Source organism: Microcoleus sp. Aus8_D2 (genome assembly GCF_036702665.1).
Lineage (GTDB): Bacteria > Cyanobacteriota > Cyanobacteriia > Cyanobacteriales > Microcoleaceae > Microcoleus.
The window spans coordinates 240,299-263,388 of sequence record NZ_JAUBUN010000005.1 but is presented as its reverse complement, the minus strand read 5'-3'; the positions used below and the strand labels follow the sequence as shown (position 1 = coordinate 263,388).

Annotated in this window: 15 protein-coding genes and 1 tRNA gene; 10 read left to right on the top strand and 6 right to left on the bottom strand. The window is 45.3% G+C overall.

Translation table 11 applies throughout. From position 1 onward, the window contains the following. Nucleotides 1-178: 178 nt before the first annotated feature. From yqeK to QUB64_RS06400, 5 genes are all read left to right on the top strand, one after another. Nucleotides 179-814 (top strand): bis(5'-nucleosyl)-tetraphosphatase (symmetrical) YqeK, encoded by a 636-nt coding sequence (yqeK, locus tag QUB64_RS06420; RefSeq protein WP_333269314.1) that lies wholly within the window; start codon nucleotides 179-181, stop codon nucleotides 812-814. Nucleotides 815-933: 119 nt separating this feature from the next. After that, entirely contained in the window at nucleotides 934-1,368 is a 435-nt protein-coding gene (gene rsfS / locus QUB64_RS06415; protein ID WP_333269315.1) for a ribosome silencing factor, read from the top strand. Then, complete coding sequence (locus QUB64_RS06410) at nucleotides 1,365-1,865, top strand: CGLD27 family protein (RefSeq protein WP_333269316.1); 501 nt, start codon at nucleotides 1,365-1,367, stop codon at nucleotides 1,863-1,865. The genes rsfS and QUB64_RS06410 overlap by 4 nt, the downstream gene beginning before the upstream one ends. A gap of 186 nt (nucleotides 1,866-2,051) precedes the next feature. Continuing rightward, nucleotides 2,052-3,005, top strand: a complete 954-nt coding sequence (locus QUB64_RS06405; RefSeq protein ID WP_333269317.1) for an asparaginase — start codon at nucleotides 2,052-2,054, stop codon at nucleotides 3,003-3,005. Nucleotides 3,006-3,123: 118 nt separating this feature from the next. Continuing rightward, nucleotides 3,124-3,200, top strand: a tRNA-Met gene (locus QUB64_RS06400). A 258-nt stretch (nucleotides 3,201-3,458) separates the two neighbouring features. On the opposite strand, the gene QUB64_RS06395 is transcribed toward QUB64_RS06400, so the two are convergent. The 3 genes from QUB64_RS06395 to QUB64_RS06385 form a co-directional block, all read right to left on the bottom strand. Then, nucleotides 3,459-3,647 carry a DUF2949 domain-containing protein gene (locus QUB64_RS06395; protein WP_333269318.1) on the bottom strand — a complete coding sequence of 63 codons (189 nt, stop codon included), beginning with the start codon at nucleotides 3,645-3,647 and terminating at the stop codon, nucleotides 3,459-3,461. Nucleotides 3,648-3,882: 235 nt separating this feature from the next. Then, the gene (locus QUB64_RS06390) at nucleotides 3,883-4,266 is read right to left on the bottom strand and encodes a hypothetical protein (protein WP_333269319.1); all 384 of its coding nucleotides are present in this window, start codon (nucleotides 4,264-4,266) and stop codon (nucleotides 3,883-3,885) included. 114 nt (nucleotides 4,267-4,380) lie between these two features. After that, nucleotides 4,381-4,566: a hypothetical protein gene (locus QUB64_RS06385; RefSeq protein WP_333269320.1), complete on the bottom strand. Its 186-nt coding sequence runs from the start codon at nucleotides 4,564-4,566 to the stop codon at nucleotides 4,381-4,383. 51 nt (nucleotides 4,567-4,617) lie between these two features. On the opposite strand from QUB64_RS06385, the gene QUB64_RS06380 reads away from it, so the two are divergent. Next, nucleotides 4,618-7,509 (top strand): PAS domain S-box protein, encoded by a 2,892-nt coding sequence (locus tag QUB64_RS06380; protein WP_442921632.1) that lies wholly within the window; start codon nucleotides 4,618-4,620, stop codon nucleotides 7,507-7,509. A gap of 381 nt (nucleotides 7,510-7,890) precedes the next feature. Here the strand turns inward: QUB64_RS06380 and QUB64_RS06375 are convergent, their stop codons facing one another. Continuing rightward, the gene (locus QUB64_RS06375; RefSeq protein WP_333269322.1) at nucleotides 7,891-8,478 is read right to left on the bottom strand and encodes a rhomboid family intramembrane serine protease; all 588 of its coding nucleotides are present in this window, start codon (nucleotides 8,476-8,478) and stop codon (nucleotides 7,891-7,893) included. Nucleotides 8,479-8,963: 485 nt separating this feature from the next. On the opposite strand from QUB64_RS06375, the gene QUB64_RS06370 reads away from it, so the two are divergent. After that, a complete protein-coding gene (locus tag QUB64_RS06370) occupies nucleotides 8,964-9,341 on the top strand; it encodes a Mo-dependent nitrogenase C-terminal domain-containing protein (RefSeq protein ID WP_333269323.1) in 378 nt (125 codons plus the stop codon). 66 nt (nucleotides 9,342-9,407) lie between these two features. Then, complete coding sequence (locus QUB64_RS06365) at nucleotides 9,408-9,557, top strand: hypothetical protein (protein ID WP_333269324.1); 150 nt, start codon at nucleotides 9,408-9,410, stop codon at nucleotides 9,555-9,557. Between the two features lie 16 nt (nucleotides 9,558-9,573). Here the strand turns inward: QUB64_RS06365 and QUB64_RS06360 are convergent, their stop codons facing one another. Beyond that, nucleotides 9,574-9,891 (bottom strand): hypothetical protein, encoded by a 318-nt coding sequence (locus QUB64_RS06360; RefSeq protein ID WP_333325093.1) that lies wholly within the window; start codon nucleotides 9,889-9,891, stop codon nucleotides 9,574-9,576. Nucleotides 9,892-10,225: 334 nt separating this feature from the next. Between QUB64_RS06360 and QUB64_RS06355 the strand changes: the two genes are divergently transcribed. Continuing rightward, nucleotides 10,226-14,263, top strand: a complete 4,038-nt coding sequence (locus QUB64_RS06355) for an NACHT domain-containing protein (RefSeq protein ID WP_333269326.1) — start codon at nucleotides 10,226-10,228, stop codon at nucleotides 14,261-14,263. Between the two features lie 390 nt (nucleotides 14,264-14,653). Here the strand turns inward: QUB64_RS06355 and bchB are convergent, their stop codons facing one another. Further along, a complete protein-coding gene (gene bchB / locus QUB64_RS06350; protein ID WP_333269327.1) occupies nucleotides 14,654-16,177 on the bottom strand; it encodes a ferredoxin:protochlorophyllide reductase (ATP-dependent) subunit B in 1,524 nt (507 codons plus the stop codon). A gap of 1,302 nt (nucleotides 16,178-17,479) precedes the next feature. Here bchB and QUB64_RS06345 point away from each other — a divergent pair. Beyond that, nucleotides 17,480-22,993 (top strand): trifunctional serine/threonine-protein kinase/ATP-binding protein/sensor histidine kinase, encoded by a 5,514-nt coding sequence (locus tag QUB64_RS06345; protein WP_333269328.1) that lies wholly within the window; start codon nucleotides 17,480-17,482, stop codon nucleotides 22,991-22,993. Nucleotides 22,994-23,090 lie beyond the last annotated feature (97 nt).

Below are 23,090 nucleotides of genomic sequence, written 5' to 3'. Positions count from 1 at the left end.
AATCAGATTAGTTCGTAGTTCGTCCTGGCGTCCGCAACATGACAGCGGACGCCAGGACGCACTACGAACAAACCGTTTTTGTTGTGGTCATCGCTCCCACTCACCGCAGCTACCCGACACCGCAGTCCATTAAAACAAAACGCTAAAATAGTAGATCCTACAATTTGGGAGTTAATATTTGACACTTGCACCCACGCGCGAAAACGTCCTAGCTTGGCTCTCACACCGCGTTCCTGCTGCCCGCATCACACATATCCTCGGAGTCGAACAGACAGCAGGTGACTTAGCCCGCCATTACGGCCTCGATGAAGCAAAAGCCCGATCGGCAGGACTGATGCACGACGCAGCAAAATACTTTAAACCCCAACTGCTGCTGCAAATGGCTCAGAAGGAAGGTTTAGAGTTAGACTCAGTGTTGGAAGCACACCCGCACCTGCTGCACGCAGACGCCAGCGCGATCGTCGCTAGAGACGAATTCGGGGTGGTCGATCGAGAAATTTTGGATGCAATCGCCAATCATACCCTCGGCAGACCAAACATGAGCCAGCTCAGTTGTACCGTATTTATAGCAGACACTATAGAGCCGAGCCGCGGCAACACCGCCGAACTAGCAGCACTGCGCGAAGCAAGCTGGCAAAATCTTTATGCAGCCGTGTGGCAAACTAGCGATTATTCTCTTAAATATTTGCTAGAAACTCGCTGCTACATTCACCCGCGCACCGTACTTACGCGCAATTGGGCGCTGCAAATGGCTCGCGAATCGAAGGAAACAGGAAATTCGACAGGGAAGTCGATCGAACAAATCACAAGTTAAAAGTAAAATTTACCAGCAATCCTGTACTTACTTTTGTTCTTACCCTGGTCCTATTTCCAGTCTCAAACTGCCAACAACTAATTCCCCCTTACCGTATCAATTAGGAACTTAAACACTTAATGTCAGATCTAACCCAACTCGAATACTCCCGGGCCCAGTCCACAGTAACGGACGCCACCACCCCAGACGAAGCCCGCGGCCTGATATTGACCGCTGCGCAAGCAGCCGATGACCGCAAAGCAGTTGATATTGTATTGCTGGGCGTCGCAGAAGTATGCTATCTAGCTGACTACTTTGCGATCTTCACCGGATTTTCCAACGTCCAGGTACGAGCCATCTCCCAGGCGATCGCAGACCAAGTAGAAGAGGAATGGGGACGCTTGCCGCTGCGTACACAAGGGCTATCAGACGCCAGTTGGGTCGTCATGGACTACGGCGACGCGATTATCCACATTTTAAAACCTCAAGAGCGCGAATTTTACAATTTAGAAGCGTTCTGGGGACACGCCGAACGAATTGAATTTTCCACCGCGCCGAGAGGATCGCTAATGTGAAAGACACTTCTGTTTCTATTTGTCCTGTTCCAGAGGAACAACGCCCGGTTAATGAATATCAAGAACTTACAGAATCCTGGTTTTTTAGCTGGGTAACTCTCGATTGGCCCGCATATCTGGCAAAACTCGCTTGGGTATGGGGTTGGAGTTGCTTGGTATCCGGGCCCTTAGCAGCAGCCAGCTTTGCTCCTGGCAAGTATCCAGTTCAGTTTGCCCTGTGCGCTACCGCTGGTGCCGGTTTTATTCTAGGATTAGCTTTGCTCCGGCTTTACTTGGGTTGGTTCTACGTGCGATCGCGCCTGGACAATCCCACCGTCGTCTACGAAGAGTCTGGCTGGTACGATTGTCAATCTTGGCCTAAAACTCCCGAAGTTTTAGCTCAAGACCACTTGATAGTCAACTACGAACTAGAACCAATTCTCAGGCGTCTGCGGCAGACATTTTATGGTTTGACAGTATTGCTGGTTGCCGGGGGACTAATTTGGAGTTGTGCGTAATCGTTCATGGTAGGAAGTTTTGAGTTGTCAGGGAGGCGCCATGAGTCTGCCCGCCCGAGAGTTTTGAGTGAGAAACGATCGCCAAAAGATTAACAAAGCAACTCGCAACGCCAAAAATTACAAATCCCAACTCAAAACTTCCACGGACTCCAATCTAAAATCTAAAATCTAAAATCTAAAATTGATATGACAAGGGGAAAACGAACCCAAGCTCCCGAACTAGAAGTCACACTGCTGCGCGAAGGAATTCCGGAATCTAGGCACCGCGCCCAGGCCGCTGTTTGCGACAAGCGCGGCCGCGTTCTTTCCGTTGCTGGTAACTCGGAAACGGCGACATTTGTCCGTTCTTCACTCAAACCTTTTCAAGCTTTGGCTGTGACGGCGACGGGATCTTTAGAACGCTACGAATTGACCGATCGAGATTTAGCGATTATTTGCAGTTCCCATCAAGGTACGATCGAGCAATCGCGACAGGTGTTTAACGTCCTGTGGCGCTGCGACATTGACCCATCTAAACTCCAATGCCCCATTCCCGAAGGCAAAAAGAGCGCCCTGCAATACAACTGTTCCGGGAAACACGCCGGAATGCTCGCTGTCTGTCAGCAACTGCACTGGCCGCTGGAAACTTATTTGCGCCGCAAACATCCTGTCCAGCAGCTTATTTTGGGCAAAGTGGCTGAGTTGCTAGCAATGCCTGCCGAAGAGTTTATCAGCGCTCGCGACGATTGCGGCGCTCCTACCTATCTGTTGCAGTTGGGACAAATGGCGTCTTTGTACGCTAAGTTGGCCTCCGGCGACAATGTGGATATGGAGCGGATTGTCCGCGCTATGACTCATCACCCGATGATGGTTGCGGGTGACGGCAAATTTGACACGGAACTGATGCGCTTGACTCAAGGGGAATTGGTGAGCAAGTCTGGCGCCGAAGGGGTGCAGTGCATCGGCCGCGTTGGCGAAGGTATGGGCTTGGCAATTAAGGTGACGGATGGAGGAAAGCGCGCTAAATTTGCTGTGGCGATTCACTTGCTCAAGCAGTTGGGCTGGATTACTGCGACGATCGCCGAAACTCTTTCGGACACTTACCTGACTCTCAGCGAATTTAAGCGCTTGGAGGTGGTCGGCGAAGTTTCGATGCTTTAGTGCGATCGAGACTCGCTCGCCGATTTCAGCAACCCCTCCCACAATCTCAAAAGTTTTTTTGATTTAGGGGTTGCAATTTTCCGAAAGGTATGTTTATATTAGAGAGTAGACAAAGCGACGCGGGATAGAGCAGCCTGGTAGCTCGTCGGGCTCATAACCCGAAGGTCAGTGGTTCAAATCCACTTCCCGCCACCAATTTCAATCGGATAAGCCCCGGCAACCTAAAAGTTGCTGGGGCTTGTTTTACGGCGTCTGGAGCCATAGCAATAGGGACACAGCAGTGCTGTGTCCCTACCGCATATTGGATCTTACCCAAAGGTAAAAAATTAAACAGAACCTCAACCTCAACCTCAACACTCAACCCTATACTTTTCGACGACCGTTTGTGCAAGCTTTATTTGTCAAAGATCAGGAATTGGATATCCATGTTTTTAAACTCAGAATTTTAAATTACTAAGCCTGCTGAGCTTCCAGCCAATCAAAAATCAGGTCTAACTGTTCCAGGGTAACTAACCCGTACTGCCACAGAACCATCGGCAGTTGACCGGCATCTTGTTCATCGTGTCTCAGAGCAACGGCGATCGCAGAATTCGATATCGCCAACTCGCCCTGTAAATAATCGATTAGTTGAGCCTTTCCCATGACCTTCACCGCCAGTTTTATGCGCTATTGTAAAGATACGTATCTAATTGGGATGCATCTGATGTTTGATAGCCCCAATTGTAGGTTGAGAATAAAGACTCTCCTGTGATGGAAGCCGCACAAAACTTGTGATAAAATTCAGAGAAACGAGCGATCGCAGTCACAACAGCTTAGAGCCTCAAAAAATGGGGATCGGCGATCGCTCGTTTGCTTGACATAAATTCATTTAAAATTGCTAAAGTCCTAGCTGAAGCTGAACTCCGGCTTCTGTGCCGCTGTCGCTGGGTTTGAGAGGAACGGGATTTCCTTGGCGCTGGGCGTCGGAAGGAGTGGTGATAAATTCCAATTCCGGACCGATTTTGAGCCGAAATGTATCCCCCAAGCTGCGCTCCCGAATAGCAGCATTAGCCGCCGTTTCTGATTCACCAATCAAGTTTTGGTAGTCCGAGTCTACACTTCTGTCCTCCACAGTCCTGAGGGAGTCCCCGGATAAAGTCGTTTCCGAAGTTTGGGGCGTTGGTTGCGGTCTTTGTTGGGCTATCACCGCCGGGGTAAAACCGATAAAAATTGAGCTCAGTCCCAGAGCAGTGCCAAGACTAGCAATAACTGCGTTCATCATCCATGCCTCCGCGGCGTTGCATCCTACTAGACTTAGTGTACCCAGCCGGCATTAAGTTGCGCTCTATCAAAAGTAGCTGGTTGTGGAGATATCAATTAAATTTATTGTAAAAATTTATAACTGGCGATCGCGCGATCGGCAAAAATAGAACTGTATTAATCTCGATCGCCCTGACAAAGCGCACGATCGCGCTAAGATGGCGGTGGCAGTGGTTAACAATTCAATTACCAGCGGCAGATTCTGAGTTGTTAACAGCACTTTGCCAGAGAAAACGATCTCAACTTCAAAATCTGCGCTCATCAGGTTGTACTTTACCAAAACGTTGCGGGTTCGTCATAGTTCTGCTTCATCATGCCAATTAGATATCTGAGCGACCAGATTTTCAAAATGTCGCGCCAAGTGCCAATTCGCATCGTCCTTGTGGTGCCTTTTGCCATCCAGACTTTCGCTGCGGTAGGGCTGACGGGGTGGCTGTCGCTGCGGAACGGGCGCATCGCAGTCAACGATGTTGCCGCCCAACTGCGGGCCGAAGTCACATCGCGCATCCAGCAACACATTTACAGTTATATCGAAACCCCTCACCAAATCAATCAGCTCAATCTCGATGCCATCAATCTCGGCATTTTGAACGTCCAGGATGAAGTTAGTTTGCGCAGCTACTTCTCCAAACAACTCCAAACCTTTGAGAAAATTAGCTACATTCAATTCGGCTCCGAACAGAAAAATTTTATTGGAGTTGAACGGCTCGACGACGGCAAGTTGCAAGTTAGGATTTCTAATAAATCTACTGGCTATAACTTTCACAGCTACAAACCCTCCGAACTCGGCGAATCAACCAAGCTAGTAAAAACTACTCCTAACTACGACCCCCGAACCCGACCTTGGTACATAGCTCCGGTGCAAGCAGGAAAGCCGACATGGACTAAAATTTATACTTATTTTGACACTCCCAAACTAGCGATTACGGCTGCTCAACCAGTGTACAGCAAGGATAACAAACTGCTCGGAATCGTCGGTTCTGACTTGACACTTTCCTATATCCATCAATTCTTGGGAAGCCTGACGATTGGTAAATCAGGACAGACTTTTATTGTAGAAAGGTCGGGAGAATTGGTGGCAAATTCTACTCCAGAACCGCCGTTTATAATTAGCAACGGCATTCCGAAACGGATTGCGGCACTGAGTAGCAATAATGTTCTGATTCGATCGACTGCCCGGTATTTGAAAGAACGCTTCGGGGATTTGAGCCAAATAGACAGCTCTCAGCAGTTAGATTTTACGATCGACGGAAAACGACAATTTATACAGGTGACGCCGCTCTCAGACAGCAGGGGCCTCGACTGGTTGATTGTGGTGGCGGTTCCCGAAGCCGATTTTATGGAAGCGATTAACGCTAACACTCGTTACACAATTTTGCTTTGTTTCGGTGCTTTGGTAGTGGCGACGGCTCTAGGGTGTGTGACTTCGAGGTGGATTGTCATGCCAATTCAGCGTCTGAGCAAGGGTGCGGAGGCTTTGTCGCGGGGAGAATGGGACTCGATGGCGGTAGATCCGCGCTTGATGGCGTCTGTAGAGCGACAAGATGAAGTCGGTGTCCTGGCTCGCTCTTTTAATACTATGGCCGATCAATTGGAAGAGTCATTTACTACTCTCGAAGAGCGCGTGGAAGCTGCAATTGCTGATAAAAATAAATTAATTCGCTCTCTGAAACAATCTCAACAAAAACTCGCTCTTCACCTCTATCAAACTCCTTTGGGGGCAATAGAATGGAATCTAAATTTTGAAGTGGCAGACTGGAATTTGTCAGCAGAAAGAATTTTTGGATACAACCGCTTGGAAGCAATGGGACGCCACGGAGTCGATATCATAGTTCCTGAAAGTGCTAAGGAGTATGTCAGGCAACTATCTATAACTTTGCTAACTAATCAAGGAGGAGTTACCAGCCTTAACCAGAACGTTAGAAAGGACGGCAAAATTATTCTTTGCCAGTGGTACAATACGACTTTGGTTGATGCTGACGGCTGTATAATTGGGGTGGCATCGCTGGTTCAAGATGTGACAGAGTTTCACAGTGCTGTGGAGCAGTTGCGCGCCAGCGAGGAGCGGTTTCGCCAGTTGGCAGAAAATATTCATGAGGTATTTTGGATTAGAGAACCCAATCAACAGCACATAGTTTATGTCAGCCCTGCTTGCGAGAAAATATGGAATTTAAGCTATCGGAGTTTGCTGTCAAAACCGGAGGCTTTTTGGGATGCTATTCACCCGGAGGATCGCGATCGCGTCAAGGCTGCTTTTGAAAAACAGGTGCGGGGGGATTATGATGAGGAGTATCGGGTAGTGCGATTGGACGGTTCAGTTTGCTGGGTGCGCGATCGGGCTTTTCCAGTCCGCAATGAAACAGGAGAAATTTACCGCATCGTCGGCATTGCTGAAGACATTACCCAGCGCAAATTAGCAGAAGAATTCCAACAAGTCGCTCAAACCGCTCAAGCAGCCAGCCAAGCCAAAAGCTCATTCTTAGCCAATATGAGCCACGAATTGCGGACTCCCCTCAACGCCATTATCGGTTACAGCGAGATGCTCAAAGAAGACGCGGAGGATTTAGGCCACGAAGATTTTATCCCCGACTTGGATAAAATTAAAACTGCGGGCAAACACTTGCTATCTTTAATTAGCGATATTCTCGATATTTCTAAGATTGAAGCGGGGCGGATGGAACTTTATTTAGAAACTTTCAACCCGGTTAATTTAATTGACGAAGTAGTTTCGACTGTAGAACCCTTGGTAGAAAAAAATTCTAATAAGTTTGAAGTTAATTGTGCTAGCGACTTGGGAATGATGTATGCTGACATGACCAAAACTCGTCAAATATTGCTCAATTTGCTGAGCAATGCAGCCAAATTTACCGAAGGTGGCACTATTACCCTTTCCGTTGAAAGAGTGAAACATGACAGCTTATTAACAACTCAAGAAATAGTAGAATCTTCCGACTTAATGATTTTTCGCGTAGCTGATACTGGCATTGGGATTCCCCCCGAACAAATGCGGCATTTATTTCAAGCTTTTATGCAGGGCGACGCCTCAACTACGCGCAAGTACGGTGGCACGGGTTTGGGATTGACGATTAGCCGTCACTTTTGCTTGATGATGGGCGGCGATATGCAAGTTCAAAGCCAATTAGGTAGCGGTGCGGTTTTTACAATGTGCTTGCCCGCGCAAGTTGAATTATTAGTAAGCAGTTAGTCCTACTTTCGGGGAGGTAATTATTAGCAAATCTACCCGTTTTTTTGACAAAAAACCTACGCTTTCAGATACGATTTATAAAAATTTTGGCGACAAAACAAGTATTGGGCTTGTTTCCTGAACGATTATGTAATATCAATTCCGGTCGGTGGGGCTCGCAAAAATGGTTTGTAGTTCGCCCTGGCGCGCCGAAAATGCTACGGACTGAAGTCCGCACTACAAACGAATTTTACTTGAGTTACTCGACGGGATAAGATATTAGGTGCGTCGCGGCTCGAAAAGTTCCTCTATTTTTAGGGATTGTCGATGTATCTGCACTCTACGAATACTTTGAGATTTCTGTGACACCTCGTACATTGCCCGTTGCCGAACTTCTCAATGCTATACTTTCCGTTTCTGCCGCCCCAAAAGTTGAGCTGCTAATACTCCGCCGACAAAGCCAAAGAAATGCGCTTGCCAGGAAACTCCGGGCTGCGAGGGCAAAACTCCCCAAATTAAACCGCCGTAGAAGAATCCGACAATTAAAGATATCATGATAGATGTAAAGCTGCGTTCAAAATAGCCCCGCAGCAACAAAAATCCGAAGTAACCAAAGATTAATCCGCTGGCGCCAATGTGTACTGAATTGGGCGCGCCTGTCAGCCAAACTCCCAATCCGCTGACTAAAACAGTGACAGCACTGACGATAAAAAAGTCGCTAATTTCTCGCAGCATAATCAGCCAACCAAATGTTAAAAAAGGCAGAGTGTTGGCGGCTAAGTGAGCAAAACTGCCGTGCAAAAAAGGCATCAACAGGATGCCTTCAAGTCCGTCAATGCTGCGGGGGCGGATTCCGTAGGCATTCAGTGCGCCTCCAAACACGAATACGTCGAGAATCTCGATCGCCCACAGGAGGGAGACGAAGCCGCCGAGAATGGCTGCGTGGCTCTGCAATTCGTGGGTGATAGATTTGGTTTCTGGGTTGCTCATGGGTTGTGAGGGCGGTAATGCCGATTATTTTTAATTGTAGGAGTTTCTGGGCGATCGCCAAAACCGACACTTGGCGGTAGGTTTCGGGGTTTTTTGCAGCAGAGCTTATTTGAAACTATTATAACTGTGATTGAAAATTCCGCATATTCACGTATGGAATTATTTAGCTTAATGCGTCATTATCGTAGAGGAACTACAAAAGGAGAGTCAACAAAAGGTTGAAGGTTAGAAGTAAAAGGCAGAGTTTTTACCCTGTTTTTACCCTATCCATAAATCCTGGCTCTTGCAAGGAGGACACTTTTGCGATCGCACACTGTGTCTAGAAAAAAAATCAGGAACTACTTTTCTCGGATCGAGTCATTAATTCAAGAAGTTTCATCCGGTAAAGCTAAACGAGCTGCTGTAGGTACTCATTGTAGACAAAATCTCGCACAAGCTCTACACAGAGTCCTTGGCACCTCGTTGTAAAAGAGGAACAGAGAAATATGAACGTATTTGAGCATACAGTGTCCCGTCGAATTCTGCCAACTTGGGTTTGGCTTGCCAAACAAGAAACCCCCGTTAGTGTCGCTACAAATCCTCAACCTTACAGTCAAAAGTCGCGTTTTGATTTGTTGCACCCGCTAAAGCAATGGCTTGATAACACTGCAATTAAAAATCCAAAGTTAGCCCGGTTGCTGTGCAAATTTATTCCCAGCCAGTGTCCGTTTGAACGCGAAGTCAAAATTTTGGATCGCACATTGTTCCACATTCCGCCGCTGTGCAAGTTAAATCCGCTTTACGAGCAAGTGGTTGGGCTGCGCTTTCGTGCTTTGTGTTACTTGGCTGACGAGTGCGGTGTCGATGTGACTACCTATTGTTAATTCCCCAACAACTTTAATTTCTAACTGTCTTTTTCGCCCTCCCTTCTCCTTGTTGGGGAGGGTTTCTTGTTGTTTTGTGCGGGCGAATCAGGGATTGGAAGTGCGATCGCCCTTTCCGATGCTAATACAGCAGATTTCTGGTTTGTAGGGCCGGTGCTAAAAGTTCCCGCGCGCGATCGACCAAAAATCTGCTGCGACGATCCAATGGAGGACTAAAGTCCTGACTACGAACCTATTTCGAGGGACTATCGCTGTCTTCCTCGTCTTCCCTAATATCCTGGAAAATGTGCCAAGCCAAGCAAACCATACCAATGCAAAATCCTGAAACTGGATCTAACCACGAGATGAAATTGACGATACCAAACTCGGTAACTTGTCCAGCAACGCAGGTGAATTTGGGAGTTCTCACAATATCTGTTAGCGAGTTCGAGATTGATTCTTCTTTCTCTTCGAGGTTTTCTAGTTCTGTGTCCTCGATGAAAGCCAGCAAAGTTAATAATTGAATTTTCGGATTTTGAGCCAAGATGATTTTGAATTGTTGTGTAGTCATGGCGGGTATTATGAATGCGTTATTCATAAATAACCGAATATCTGCGGTAGTACCAGGCCAATCGAGGACAGATATTAAGTTCCCCTTTCTGTCCCGATCGCACATCCTGTAACTGAGACAGAGTAGGGACACAGCAATGCTGTGTCCCTACCGAATATGTGTTAGCACATCAGAAGCGGGTGGTCAGAAACCGGGTTTTTTACGAAAATCCTTCGTCGCAGTCCCCAGATTAGGTAAAAAACCCGGTTTCTTTGGTCTTAACGTCAAGGACTGATGTGTATTCCACTAGCGTGAGAACCGCTATAATATCCGCAATAACATCAATCTGATACCTATGGGCGAAACGCGCGATCGCGGAATTCCAGCGACTCCAGACGGAATTGCCAAACTCAAAAACGCCAAAAATACTGGAAAAGATGATAATGGTAAACGTTGGACATTTCCCAGTATTGCCGAAAAGGCTGGTATTCAAAGTCACAAGACAGTTACTCGGTTTTTCGATGGTGAAGGAGTTGATAAAGGTAATGCTTACGCAATTTGTCAAGCTTTAAATTTAGAAATAACCGAAATTGTCGATCGCCACGAATGGAGCCCACCCTCACCGCCAGCAACCCAAATCGACTGGCGCGAAACCTGCCGCGCCGCAGCCCAAGCCAAGCGACAAGCAGCCAACACTTTTTTTGTCAACGACTTAGGGCGAAAAATCGACCTCAACGAGATTCACGTGCCCTTGGGATTAATCGAACGCCAGCAAAAGCCCCAGCCCCGTGATGATTTTTCCCCTCAAACAGGTTCCCAAGCTTATCAGGAAGCCGCCGAAAAACTCACTCCCCTCAGTTACGACGAATTTTGCGAAAAAGTCCTCGCTAACAGCGACAGCCCTAAAAGCAAAGGGAAACGCCTTGCTGTCATCGGCGAACCGGGTGCGGGAAAAACCACTCAATTGTTGAAAATTGGCGATCGCATATTGGCGGAAACTGAATATTTGCCGGTATGGATATCCTTAGCAGAGGTGAAAAAACCTTTGTGCCAATATTTAATCGAAGATTGGCTGCGAATAGCGGCGGGAAAATTGGATGCTGCACCTGCGGAATGGGTGAAAGAATTTAATGAATTACTGAGTCAAGGTAAAATCTGGTTGCTGTTGGACGGCGCGGATGAAATGGGAATAGCCGATTCCCTGGGAACTCTATCGCCACAGTTGAGAGAACAGGTATTCGATAAGGTACGGATAGTAATCAGTTGTCGCCTGAATATTTGGGAGGCTGCGGGGAATTCCCTATCTGATTTTGATACTTATAGAATGCTCGATTTCAGCTATGGAGATGGCGAGAATTGCGATCAAGTGAAATTGTTTATCGATAAATGGTTTACCCCCCTTAATCCCCCCTTACCAAGCGGGGAAACTGACCCAATTCCTAATCCCTTATCAAGCGTAGAAACGACCTCCACTCTTGCTCCCCCCCTTACCAAGGGGGGGCTGGCGGGAGTTCTTCCCCCCAAAGAAACCACCTCCACTCTTGCTCCCCCCCTTACCAAGGGGGGGCTGGGGGGGGTTCTTCGCGCAGCGGATCTCCGCGCCGCCTTAGACGAACCAGGAAAAGAGCGAATCAAAGATTTAGCACGCAATCCCCTGCGGTTATTCCTGCTGTGTTTAACTTGGGAATTCGGACAGCAAAAATTACCGGATACTAAAGCCGAACTTTATGAAGTATTTGTCGCAGCGCTTTATGATTTCAAGAAACAAGCTTTTCCGACAACAGCAGCACAGAGAAGAGACTTAAATGCTGCCTTGGGAAAGTTTGCACTGAAAGCAATTGAAGCTGGATATAAATCGATATTGCCCGATTGGTTTGTGAGCAAACACCTGGCTGCACCGCATCCAGAGTTATTTGAAAAAGCAATTGAATTAGGTTGGTTGAATCGAGTCGGAGTTGATACCCAAAACCCACTGAAATCTGTTTATGCTTTCTATCATCCTTCTTTTCAGGAATATTTTGCAGCGTGCGAGATTGAGGATTGGCACTTTTTCTTGAATCATGTGCCGCAGAATCCGCAGCAGGGGATTTATCGGATTTTTGATCGGCAGTGGAAAGAGGTGATGTTGCTGTGGATGGGGCGAAAGGATGTGGATAGGGAGGAGAAGGAAGCGTTTATTAAGGCGTTGGTCGAGCTTAATGATGGAATTGAACATGAATTTTATTGGTATCGAGCTTATTTTCTAGCTGCTGTCTTAATTGATGAGTTTAAGGATTGTTCTTTGGCTGATGCGATCGTTGCACAAATTATCCGGTGGGGCGTTGGTTATTGGATTACAAAACAAGAAAAGCAGACCTATCTTGATCCGATTACTAAGGGAGCAATAGAAGCACTGTTACAGATTAATTACAAAACTGTTTTTAACAAATTAATTAATTTTTTTATAAATCCCAGTTTCAACAAAATTCGTAATAGAGTTGCTAATATTTTAGCAGAACTTGCTATCTTAAATTCTCAGGTGATTGACGAACTAATGACAACCATAGAAGCATCTAATTCTGAGCATATTAAAACTTTATTGGTTGAGATATTATCAGCAATAAACCCTAAGCGTTTAATTGAGATAACTTTTGACAATCTAGAAGGGTTTCCAGAATCCATGAGGATGATGAAATTTCGTGATTCAGAGGACGTTGATTGTATTATCGAAGAAAATTTTGATAAATCAGAACAATTTAATTCATACAACTTAGAGGATATAGCCAAATTAATTAAAACTTTAGAAAAAACTCAATCTTCCCAAAAACGCTGGAGCATCGAGGATCGCTTAGAGGAAATTGTTTTAAACAACCCTCAAGCTATTGATGAATTTATCAGAATTATAGAAACAACTAAATCTGATTCTACTCGTTCGGCATTAGCTGGAATCTTAGAAGGAATCCCCATAGAAAGCCCCAAAGCTATTGATAAATTAATCAGAATTATAAAAACAAATGAATCCGAAAGCTTAGGTTTAATCGCATCTAACATTTTGAATAATATTTCCCCTAATAATTTAGAGGCAATCGAGCAATTAATTGCAACAATACAAACCACTAAGTCCGAGGATGTTCGTGCTAAAATTACCAACATATTATGGGATATATCACCTGATATTTTATCAGAATTTACCCCAGAAATCGAGCTAGATATTTTACAGTTAATTGATAAGCTAATCGAAATATTAGAAACTACTCGATCTGACGAGAGTCGCAAAATTTTTGAGGAAATATTATATGAAATAACTTCAGAAAATTCCGATGCCATAGACCAATTATTTTTTATTCTAGAAACCACTAAAATAGATAATAAAAAAGTAATTATCGCAGATGCTTTGCGAAGAAGTGATCTAGACGATCCACAAATATTCGCTAAATTAATTAGAACCTTAGAAGAAACTCAATCTGAGTATACTCGCGGTATTATAGAAGAAATATTGTGGACATTAGCTCCAGATAATCCTCAAATGGTAGATGAATTAATTAAGGTTAGAAAAACCAATGACTATAAGGATATTAATCGGATAGTTAGTAAGATATTGTGGGATATTGCCCCAGATAATTTTTGGGAATTTCCTACAGATGATCCCCAAGCTATCGGTGCATTAATTGAGATATTGGAAACTACAGAAGATGAAGACAGTAGCGAAAGAGTTGCCTATGTTTTGACAAAAATCATAAAAAATGACCGGATGCCTTCTGTTATCTCAGCTTTACAGCACTGTCTATCTGATACAACTTACGAAAATGACTTTGATAGATACGAAAAATCTTACAAAGTCATCTGGCACTGTGCCCAAAATCTCCCTTACCCCACCTTCTATGACGCATGGCACCATCCATCCACCACACCCCATCCCGAAGTTCCCGATACAACCGCAGTCGGTTTCACCTCAACCACATCAACCCTCAACTGGCAAACTTTCCCCCAAGACATTGCCAGAGAAATCAATAATCAAGCCGAATTATCTAATCAAATTCAACTTTTGTGCATCGACAGCAAAAACTTCATCAACCCCGACAACCCCGCCACTAAGATTTACACCCAAATGCTGAAACAAGGCTGTCCCAAATGTGAGGATGGCACACCGAAAACAATGGCAGATTTACAAACTTATTGGGATTTGCTGCTGATGGATAGCGAGAAATCTTTCATCTTAGTATTCTACAACTCGCGGGGGGAAGAGGCGACACGATTTAGCGAGACATTTGTCAAGGATTTAAGCAAGTTTGACGGCAATATTGCGATTGTTGGCGACGATAATGCGGATTCGCTGACAGCTTTTTCACCCAGTCAATCTGATTTGATTGGAGCAATTGTGCGGTGGATTTGTCAAATTGTATGGGAAAGTTAATCAATTTGGCAGTTCCGATCTGGTTGTATTTTAATATCATTTTTACATAATTTTAGTACAAAATTTGTGTTGGTTTGTTTATATTGGATCGCACAGGTGCGTCGCTATTAGATTGTCGATATGCAAGTCAGAGATTTTGGGTGGCGACGCACCCTACGAACTGAGGATTACCAAGCAACAGTAAGCAAAATGGTCAGTTTAAACCTACCAGGCGGAGGGATTTACGATGGGTTAATTGCTCAAGCTGCACTGAAAGCAGTCAGATACCGTAGGGTGCGTCGCTATCGAAAATCTCCGAACTAAATCGAAAATCTCATAGCGACGCACCCTACCAGATATTGTCGTCAAAAACCGGGTTTCTGGACTCGTCTGGGCACTCCACAATCCAAACTATGCGCCGACAGCTTCCTTGGCCGCGTACAACACCTCAGCATTAATTAGAGCAATCCCTCGTTCCCGCGCGAATTTCTCAGTATTCCGCTTGACTTTACCCCGCACAAAACCAGGGATTTTATTCAATTCTGCCTGTCCATCTTTCGTCCAATTCATATCAGAATCAGCCGAAATACCTTTGGTAATCACTTCCTTCGTATCGTGGCCACCGAAGATTTCCAGCAAGTGGTCTTCCATTCCCAAAGTAAAGGAATTGTAGACCAAATCTACGCACTGATTTGTGCCTTCATAACCCAAAAATGGCTTGTAGCCGATCGGGAAATTTTGCACGTGAATCGGTGCAGCAATCACACCGCACGGAATATCAAGCCTTTTACCCACGTGGCGTTCCATTTGCGTGCCGAAAATCGCGGAAGGTTCCGCTTTGGCGATCGCATCTCCGATCGCACCGTGATCGTCAGTTACAATCACCTCATCGCAATACTCGCTAACCTGCTCCCGGAACCAATCAGCATCGTGTTTGCAGTAGGTTCCTGCCCACACAACGTGGATTCCCATCTCGCGAGCCAAAATCTTCGTCATCGCCGCCGCGTGCGTGTTGTCGCCAAATACGACCGCTTTTTTGCCTGTTAAGTTTTGGCAGTCGATCGACCTTGAGAACCAAGCAGCCTGAGACACAAACCGCGTTTGTTGGTCGATAAAATCTTCATAATCAACATCCGCACCTTGAGCATTCAGCACTTCCTGAATCTTGCGGATGCAGCGCGCCGTTTCCACCACACCCATCGGCGTAATATCCACGCAAGGAGTGCCGAATTCTTGCTCCAAATAACTCGCAGACATCATCCCCAATTCCCGATAAGGAACCAAGTTAAACCAAGCGCGCGGCAGTCTTTTCAAGTTATGAACCGAAGCACCTTCGGGAATAACTTCGTTGACTTCAATTCCCAAATCTGCCATCAAACGCTTCAACTCGGTGCAGTCGTGCTGGTTGTGGAAACCCAGCGTTGACATACCGATAATATTCACCGATGGTTTTTCGCTTTTAGCTTCTAAATCACCTTTTTTGCGGGCTTTGGAAATGTAAAATTGCACTATTTGATCTAAAGTGCGATCGGCAGCTTGGATCTCATTTACCCGGTAATGGTTAACATCCGCCAGCATGACATCGCCTTTTGCATCCAATTGAGCTCGGTTAACAAAGTTTTCCAAGTCTTCTTGCAGAATGCTAGAGGTGCAAGTCGGGGTAAGTACAATTAAATCGGGGTGTTCTTCTCTATCTTTGCGGGTGATATTGTCCACCACCCGTTCCTGCGAGCCGCGCGCCAGTACGTGTCTGTCAACGACGCTGGTAGTTACCGGAGTGAAGTCCCGTTCCCTCTCCAGCATGGAGCGCATGACGTTAAAATAATCGTCTCCAATCGGTGCGTGCATGATTGCGTGGACGTTTTTGAAGGAACTCGCCACGCGCAAAGTGCCGATGTGGGCTGGGCCTGCGTACATCCAATAAGCCAATTTCATAGGTATTTTTCCTGGTGCTGGTTGAGATTTGCCCGATCGGGCGATTACTGCTAAATTTTAAGGTTGTTTCAGATCTTCTCACCGGACGAATCCTTTAGAAATAGTAACTTTCTGAGGATTTACAGAATTGAAAAATGCTCAAACGCTTTTGCTGCTTGGGATTTGACTCGCACTTCAAATAACTTCACCTTGGTTTTATGGCAATAATTCTTAATCTTTCCTCACATTTTCTTGTATACTTAGGCAAGTAGGCGCGGCGTTCGCTCTCGCCTTCCCAAAGGGTAGCTATCCCGAGCAGGAATCACCCTAGGGTTCGCCTGAAAGCATCTTCCTCAGCTTGCAGTTGCGCACAAACTGGGTTTTTTAGCAAAAAATTTCGTTGCAGTCCAAAAACACACTTAAAAAATCCGGTTTCTTTGGTCGTCGGTGCGTAAGTCTGGTCAGCATCACAATTATAATTTTTTTGTCACAATTTGTTAAGAGTCAGGCAAATTTGATTAATGTCGGGTGCGCTGCGGCGCAGCAGACAAGGTGCAATAATTCTGGATTCTTTGTCAAATTTAGTCGGCTCTAAGCGTCAGTTATAATTGTTAATCCATCGGCCCGAACAGACAGAATTGAGGAAAATTCCGGCTCCCGAAGCAACACTTACTTCCTTTTGCACCAGGGCCGCGAATAGCAGTTAAGACTTGCACCGCCTGGTTTTTTTAGCACCGGCAATTCGCGCCTTGTCACCAAAAAAAATAAATCTTTCCGCACTTGCATTTTTTAACCGGATGTGGTGGGCGATCGGCTAAAATCAAGCAATTGCTTGGAAACTGAGATGATTTAGTCGTCAGGGGCGATCGAGAATCAGTCGATTTTCCATTTTTCGATTTTCCATTTTTCGATTTACTTGCAGCTCCGTGAATCACCGGAGCCCGAACTTGAGTCTAAAATTTTGATCTCTCCACCACAGTCCTGCCGAAAGCAAGTATCTGTCTTTGGGCGGCGTGACAGCAAATCCTTGCACAAATCCTGTATTTGTGCTTTGGTTTACCTAACTGCTGAGGTCACGAAAGCCCCAGCGCGCTTTCCTCAGCAGCAGCTCTGTCCTGGATACGGCGTGTCTTCCCACACATCCCAAAACATAGCTCTTGAGTGATAATGAAGAATAACATAGGATTTACGAAAAGAAACCCGGCTCATACGCAAAAATCTTGGGTTTGTCAACCACTAGCAACCAAGAAACCGGGTTTCTAGCCCGCCGCGCGTAAGTCCTGTAACATTGACCAAGCACACCTAATTTGAGAGAACCCAACTATGATGGCAATTCCCGGCGTTGCAGTTCTCGCTCTCATTTATGAAAGCAGCACTTCCCTGGTTTACCGCGGCCGCAACGAGCAAGACAACCAACCTGTTATTATCAAAATTCTCAAAGAAGACTATCCGACTCCTGAAGAACTGAACAGATACAAACGCGAATATGACATTACTGCCAACTTAGACCTGCTCGACGGAGTTGTTAAAGTGTACAAGTTGCAGCAGGTTAGAAATAGTCTGGCAATGATTTTAGAAGATTTTGGTGGCGAATCTTTGAAAATCTTTATGGCTACCCAAAAGTTTACCACTTTAGGATTTCTGACGACAGCCATCAAAGTTGCTGAAACTTTGGGAGAAATTCACGCAAAAAATGTAATTCATAAAGATATAAACCCCTCTAATATAGTTTTTAATCCCGCGACTGGACAAGTTAAACTCATAGATTTTAGCATCTCAACGGCATCAAACCAGGAAAACATTCCCAATAAAAATCCGAATTTTTTAGAAGGCACTTTAGCCTATATGTCGCCGGAACAAACTGGCAGAATGAACCGGGTAATCGATTACCGCACGGACTTTTATTCCCTCGGCGTCACCTTCTATGAAGTCCTGGCAGGACAGCTCCCTTTTACCACTACCGATCCCATGGAGTTAGTTCACTGTCACATCGCCAAACAGCCAGTACCTCTCGCTGAACTTTCACCAGAAATTCCTCAAGCTATTTCAGACATTGTGATGAAATTGCTAGCAAAAGCGGCAGAGGATCGCTATCAAAGTGCTTGGGGACTGAAAGCAGACTTGGAATCCTGTCTGTTTCAGTTGCAAACCTCTGGGGTGATTTCCGAGTTTGCTCTCGGCAGCCAAGATATTTCCGACAAATTTCAAATCCCTCAAAAACTTTACGGCAGACAGCGAGAAGTTGAAACTCTTTTAGCGGCATTTGAACGGGTAGCAGCAACAAATAATCGAGCCTACCGCATCGAACACTCCCAAATTTCTGTCATCAAAAAAGAGAGCAAATCAAAAACAGAAAGTGCCCTGTCAGTGATCGCGAGAGGACAGCATAAATCTCGTAGCGAGATGATGCTGATTGCTGGTTATTCCGGCATTGGCAAATCTGCAATGGTCAAGATTTTAGACAAACCTATTACTCGCAGGCGCGGCTATTTTATCTGGGGAAAGTTTGACCAGTACAAGCGGACTATTCCTTACTCAGCCGTGGTTAGCGCTTTTTCGGAATTGGTGCGGCAACTGTTAACTGAAAGCGAAGCTCAATTAGCCGTTTGGCGCGAAAAACTCCGCACTTCCTTCGGTCAAAACGGGCAAATTATTATTGATGTAATTCCCGAAGTTGAACTAATTGTCGGAGCTCAGTCTCCTGTAGCGGAATTGGGGCCGACGGAATCTCTGAACCGCTTTAATTTAGTCTTTCAAAATTTCATTCGCGTATTTTGCCAGCCCGAACATCCGCTGGTCATTTTTCTTGACGATTTGCAGTGGGCTGATTCTGCCACACTCAAATTGATCGAGTTGATGATGACAGATGAAGCGACACAATATCTGTTTTTAATTGGCGCTTACCGGGATAATGAAGTCAGTCCCACTCATCCTTTAATGATGACTGTGGAGACACTGCGGAATCAGGAAGCCATCATTAATGAGATTGCTCTGTCGCCGCTGGGCGTGGACAACATCACTCATTTGATTGCCGAGACTTTGCACAGCGATCGCGAATCTGTCAAACCCTTAGCTGAACTGGTGGTCGCCAAAACAGACGGCAATCCTTTTTTTGTGAATCAATTCCTACAAACATTGTATCAAGAAAATCTGCTGGTTTTTCACCCGCCACAGTTGGGTAGCAAGGGCGGCTGGCATTGGGATATGACTCAAATTGAGCAGTGCGCTATCACTGACAATGTAGTAGATTTGATGGTCCAAAAATTGAGAAAACTGCCAAGTTCTACGCAGCAGGTTTTGCGTTTAGTGGCTTGTTTGGGCAACGAATTTGACTTAAATACTCTTTCTTTAATTAATGAAAAAGAAGCTTCGGAAACTTTTTCTCACCTGTTGCCGGCGATTAAGTCGGGACTGATTCTCCCAACTTCGGAATTGGAAAGCAAGTCCTTAGATTACGTGATGTTTCCGCTGTTGATTCTCAATTATAAATTTTTGCACGATCGCGTACAACAAGCAGCTTACGCTTTAATTGACGACTCGCAAAAAAAAGACGTTCACCTGAAAATTGGCAGGCAAATCCTCGAAAACACTCCGGCTGAATATCGAGCTGATAGAATCTTTGAGTTAGTCGATCACTTGAATGTCGCGCGATCGCTAATTCGAGAAGATCGAGAACTAATTGAACTGGCAACGCTCAATTTAGACGCCGCCCGCAGAGCCAAAGATGCCACTGCTTATGTTGCTGCCTTGCAGTATTTAACCGCAGGTATGGACGGTTTAACCGCCGATATCTGGGATTCCCACTACGATTTAGCCTTTGCTCTGCACATGGAGCGGGCAAATGTTGAGTATCTCAACGGCTATTTCGAGCATTCTGAAGAATTTATCAACATAACTTTGGAAAAAGCGCGATCGCCTTTAGAAAAAGTTGAAATTTACAACCTGCTGATCGTGCAGTACACCCTCCGCGCCAAGTACGAAGAAGCCGTTAAAGCCGGAATCCAAGCTTTGAACTTGCTGGGAATTGACTTGCCGCTAGACGGGCTGCAAACAGTGATCTCCGAAGAATCAGCAGCAGCCACAAACTTTTTAGCAGGTAGAGAAATAGCTTCCCTGATTGACGCACCCGAAATGACAGTACCCGACAAAAAAGTCGCAGTCAAATTAATCACCAACTTGCTGACATCGGCCTACCTCAACAATCCTGACTTGTGGAAAGTCAGCGTATTAAAAGGAGTCAATCTCTCTCTCACCTACGGTTTAGTTCCCGAAGCATCCCTGTGCTACGCGGGCTACGGTATGTTCTTAAACGCAGTTTCGGGAGATTACAAAGCAGCATATCAATTTGCCATGCTGTCGCTGAATTTGAGCGAAAAATCCGGCAACATCGGCTTGAAATGCAGAGCTTGTTCCTCCCTAGTCAGTATTTTTTATTACTGGTTCAATCACATCAAAGATTCTCACACAATTAGCAATGAAGGATATCAAGCCGCCTTAGAATCAGGCGACTTAGAATACGCAGGTTATATTCTCTCCAACCGCATAGCTAATTCCTTTTTTCAAGGCAAAGAAATCTCGCAAATTCTGGCAGATACCAGTAGGTATTTGCAGTTCAGCCAAAAAACCAAAAATCAGCTCGTAACCGATACATTATTAGGAGTAGAGTTAATCCTGCGCAACTTGAGCCAGCTCACTGTCGAAAAGTTTGTATTTGAAAGCGAAGAGCTCACCGAGGCTGAATACGTACACAACTGTCAAGCTCATCAAAATTTGTACTCGCTCTGTCTGTATCAGATTCGCAAGTGCCAAGTAATGTACTGGTACGGCAACTTCAACGAAGCGCTGCAACTAGCTTTGGAAGTAGAAAAGCAGCTATCTTTTATTACCGGAGCCATCCCCGCTACCGAATGGAACTTTTTCTTTTCTCTAGTTTTAGCGGCAGTTTTTCCAAAAGTTTCAAAAAGCCTGCAAAAACAATACTTAGAAAAGTTAGAAGCGAATCAAAAACAGATGAAAATTTGGGCAGACAACTGTCGCGAAAATTTTCTGCACAAGTACCTTTTAGTACAAGCAGAAATAGCCCGAATTTCTAAGAGAGATTCAGAAGCTGTAGAGCTGTACGATTTATCTATAAATTTAGCTCAAGACAATGAGTTTGTCCAAAATGAAGCCCTCGCCAATGAACTAGCCGCCAAATTTTGGTTGAGTAAAGGCAAATATCAATATGCCAAAATCCACTTGCGCGAAGCTCACTCGTGCTACTTGCGCTGGGGTGCACTCCGCAAAGTTGAAGATTTAGAACAGAAGTATCCGCAGTTGCGGGAAATGACGCCGCTCAACGGAAGTTTTCACAACAATCAAACTACAACAACTATTCATACTTCTACTGGTAGCGATGCGAGAGTGCTGGATTTAGCAACTGTAATGAAAGCATCTCTGGCGATTTCCAGCGAAATTGTCCTAGACAAGTTGCTGGCTTCTTTGATGAGGATATCGCTGGAAAACGCGGGCGCACAATCCGGTTTTTTAATCTTGCTTAGAGATGGAAAACTGTTAATTTCAGCTAAAGCCTCTGTAGTTGCTGAAGATGTAGCGGTGCTGCAATTTACGCCTGTTGAAGAATGTCATGATTTACCTGTGACTGCGATTAATTATGTGGAAAGGACTCGCTCGGACTTGGTGTTGAGCAATGCGGCGGCTGAGGGGCGATTTACTGCCGATCCTTACGTCGCAAAACACCAGCTCAAATCTCTTTTGTGTACGCCGATTATCAATCAAGGCAAACTAATTGGGATTCTTTATTTAGAAAACAATTTAACCATCGGGGCGTTTACTGCCCACAGATTGGAAGTTTTAAGGCTGCTTTCTTCCCAAGTTGCTATTTCTTTGGAAAATGCTCTGCTTTACAATTCTGTGGAGCAGAAAGTGCAAGAGCGGACGCAGGAGTTAAATGAAAAGAACGAGCGTTTAGAACAAACGTTGCGCGAGCTGAAATTAACGCAAGCTCAGTTAATTCAAACAGAAAAAATGTCGAGTTTGGGGCAAATGGTGGCTGGCGTAGCTCACGAAATCAACAATCCTGTAAGTTTCATCTACGGTAATCTCAACCCTGCTAGCGAATACGTTAAAGATTTGCTAAAATTAATCGATCTTTACCAGCACCACTACCCAGAACCGGCTGATGAAATTATCGATGAAATAGAAACTATCGAACTGGAATTTTTGATCGAAGATTTGCAAAAGCTGCTGGATTCTATGAAAGTCGGAGCGGAAAGAATCCGGGATATCGTGTTGAGCTTGCGGAATTTCTCGCGCCTTGACGAAGCGCAAATGAAGTCGGTTGATATCCATGAAGGCATCGACAGTACAGTGATGCTGCTGCAACCGCGTTTGAGAAAAGAGGGCGGGCGTTTGGGTATTGATGTGATGAAAAATTACAGCAAGCTGCCTTTAATTACTTGTTATGCGTCGCAGTTGAATCAGGTTTTTATGAATATTTTGACAAATGGGATCGATGCGCTACTTTTGGCAAGAGATTGCCCGGAAAGCTCTCAAAGACAGCCTACTATTACAATTTCTACAGAGGTGACTGACAGGAATTCTGCGATAATTAGAATTGCTGACAGCGGCCCGGGAATGAGCATTGAAGTGCTGCACAAAATATTCGATCCGTTTTTTACAACTAAGCCTGTGGGTTCGGGTACTGGTTTGGGATTGTCGATTTCTCACTCGATTGTTGTGAGTTCTCACGGCGGAAAGTTGACTTGCGTTTCTGCACCGGGAGAGGGGACTGAGTTTATGATTGAAATTCCGATCGCCCCACGGCAAGTTTTGTAGGATAAGACGGCGGTTTCAACCGCCTCTAGACAAACGAAGTAAAGATTAGACGGCGGTTGAAACCGCGTCTACACAAACGATGTCCATGCCAAGCGGA

Bases quoted from the DNA above. Each gene is read 5' to 3' on its own strand.
- rsfS (WP_333269315.1), top strand. From the start codon at position 934: ATGTCAGATCTAACCCAACTCGAATACTCCCGGGCCCAGTCCACAGTA.
- QUB64_RS06405 (WP_333269317.1), top strand. From the start codon at position 2,052: ATGACAAGGGGAAAACGAACCCAAGCTCCCGAACTAGAAGTCACACTG.
- QUB64_RS06395 (WP_333269318.1), bottom strand. From the start codon at position 3,647: ATGGGAAAGGCTCAACTAATCGATTATTTACAGGGCGAGTTGGCGATA.
- QUB64_RS06390 (WP_333269319.1), bottom strand. From the start codon at position 4,266: ATGATGAACGCAGTTATTGCTAGTCTTGGCACTGCTCTGGGACTGAGC.
- QUB64_RS06385 (WP_333269320.1), bottom strand. From the start codon at position 4,566: ATGAGCGCAGATTTTGAAGTTGAGATCGTTTTCTCTGGCAAAGTGCTG.
- QUB64_RS06380 (WP_442921632.1), top strand. From the start codon at position 4,618: ATGCCAATTAGATATCTGAGCGACCAGATTTTCAAAATGTCGCGCCAA.
- QUB64_RS06375 (WP_333269322.1), bottom strand. From the start codon at position 8,478: ATGAGCAACCCAGAAACCAAATCTATCACCCACGAATTGCAGAGCCAC.
- QUB64_RS06370 (WP_333269323.1), top strand. From the start codon at position 8,964: ATGAACGTATTTGAGCATACAGTGTCCCGTCGAATTCTGCCAACTTGG.
- QUB64_RS06360 (WP_333325093.1), bottom strand. From the start codon at position 9,891: ATGACTACACAACAATTCAAAATCATCTTGGCTCAAAATCCGAAAATT.
- QUB64_RS06355 (WP_333269326.1), top strand. From the start codon at position 10,226: ATGGGCGAAACGCGCGATCGCGGAATTCCAGCGACTCCAGACGGAATT.
- bchB (WP_333269327.1), bottom strand. From the start codon at position 16,177: ATGAAATTGGCTTATTGGATGTACGCAGGCCCAGCCCACATCGGCACT.
- QUB64_RS06345 (WP_333269328.1), top strand. From the start codon at position 17,480: ATGATGGCAATTCCCGGCGTTGCAGTTCTCGCTCTCATTTATGAAAGC.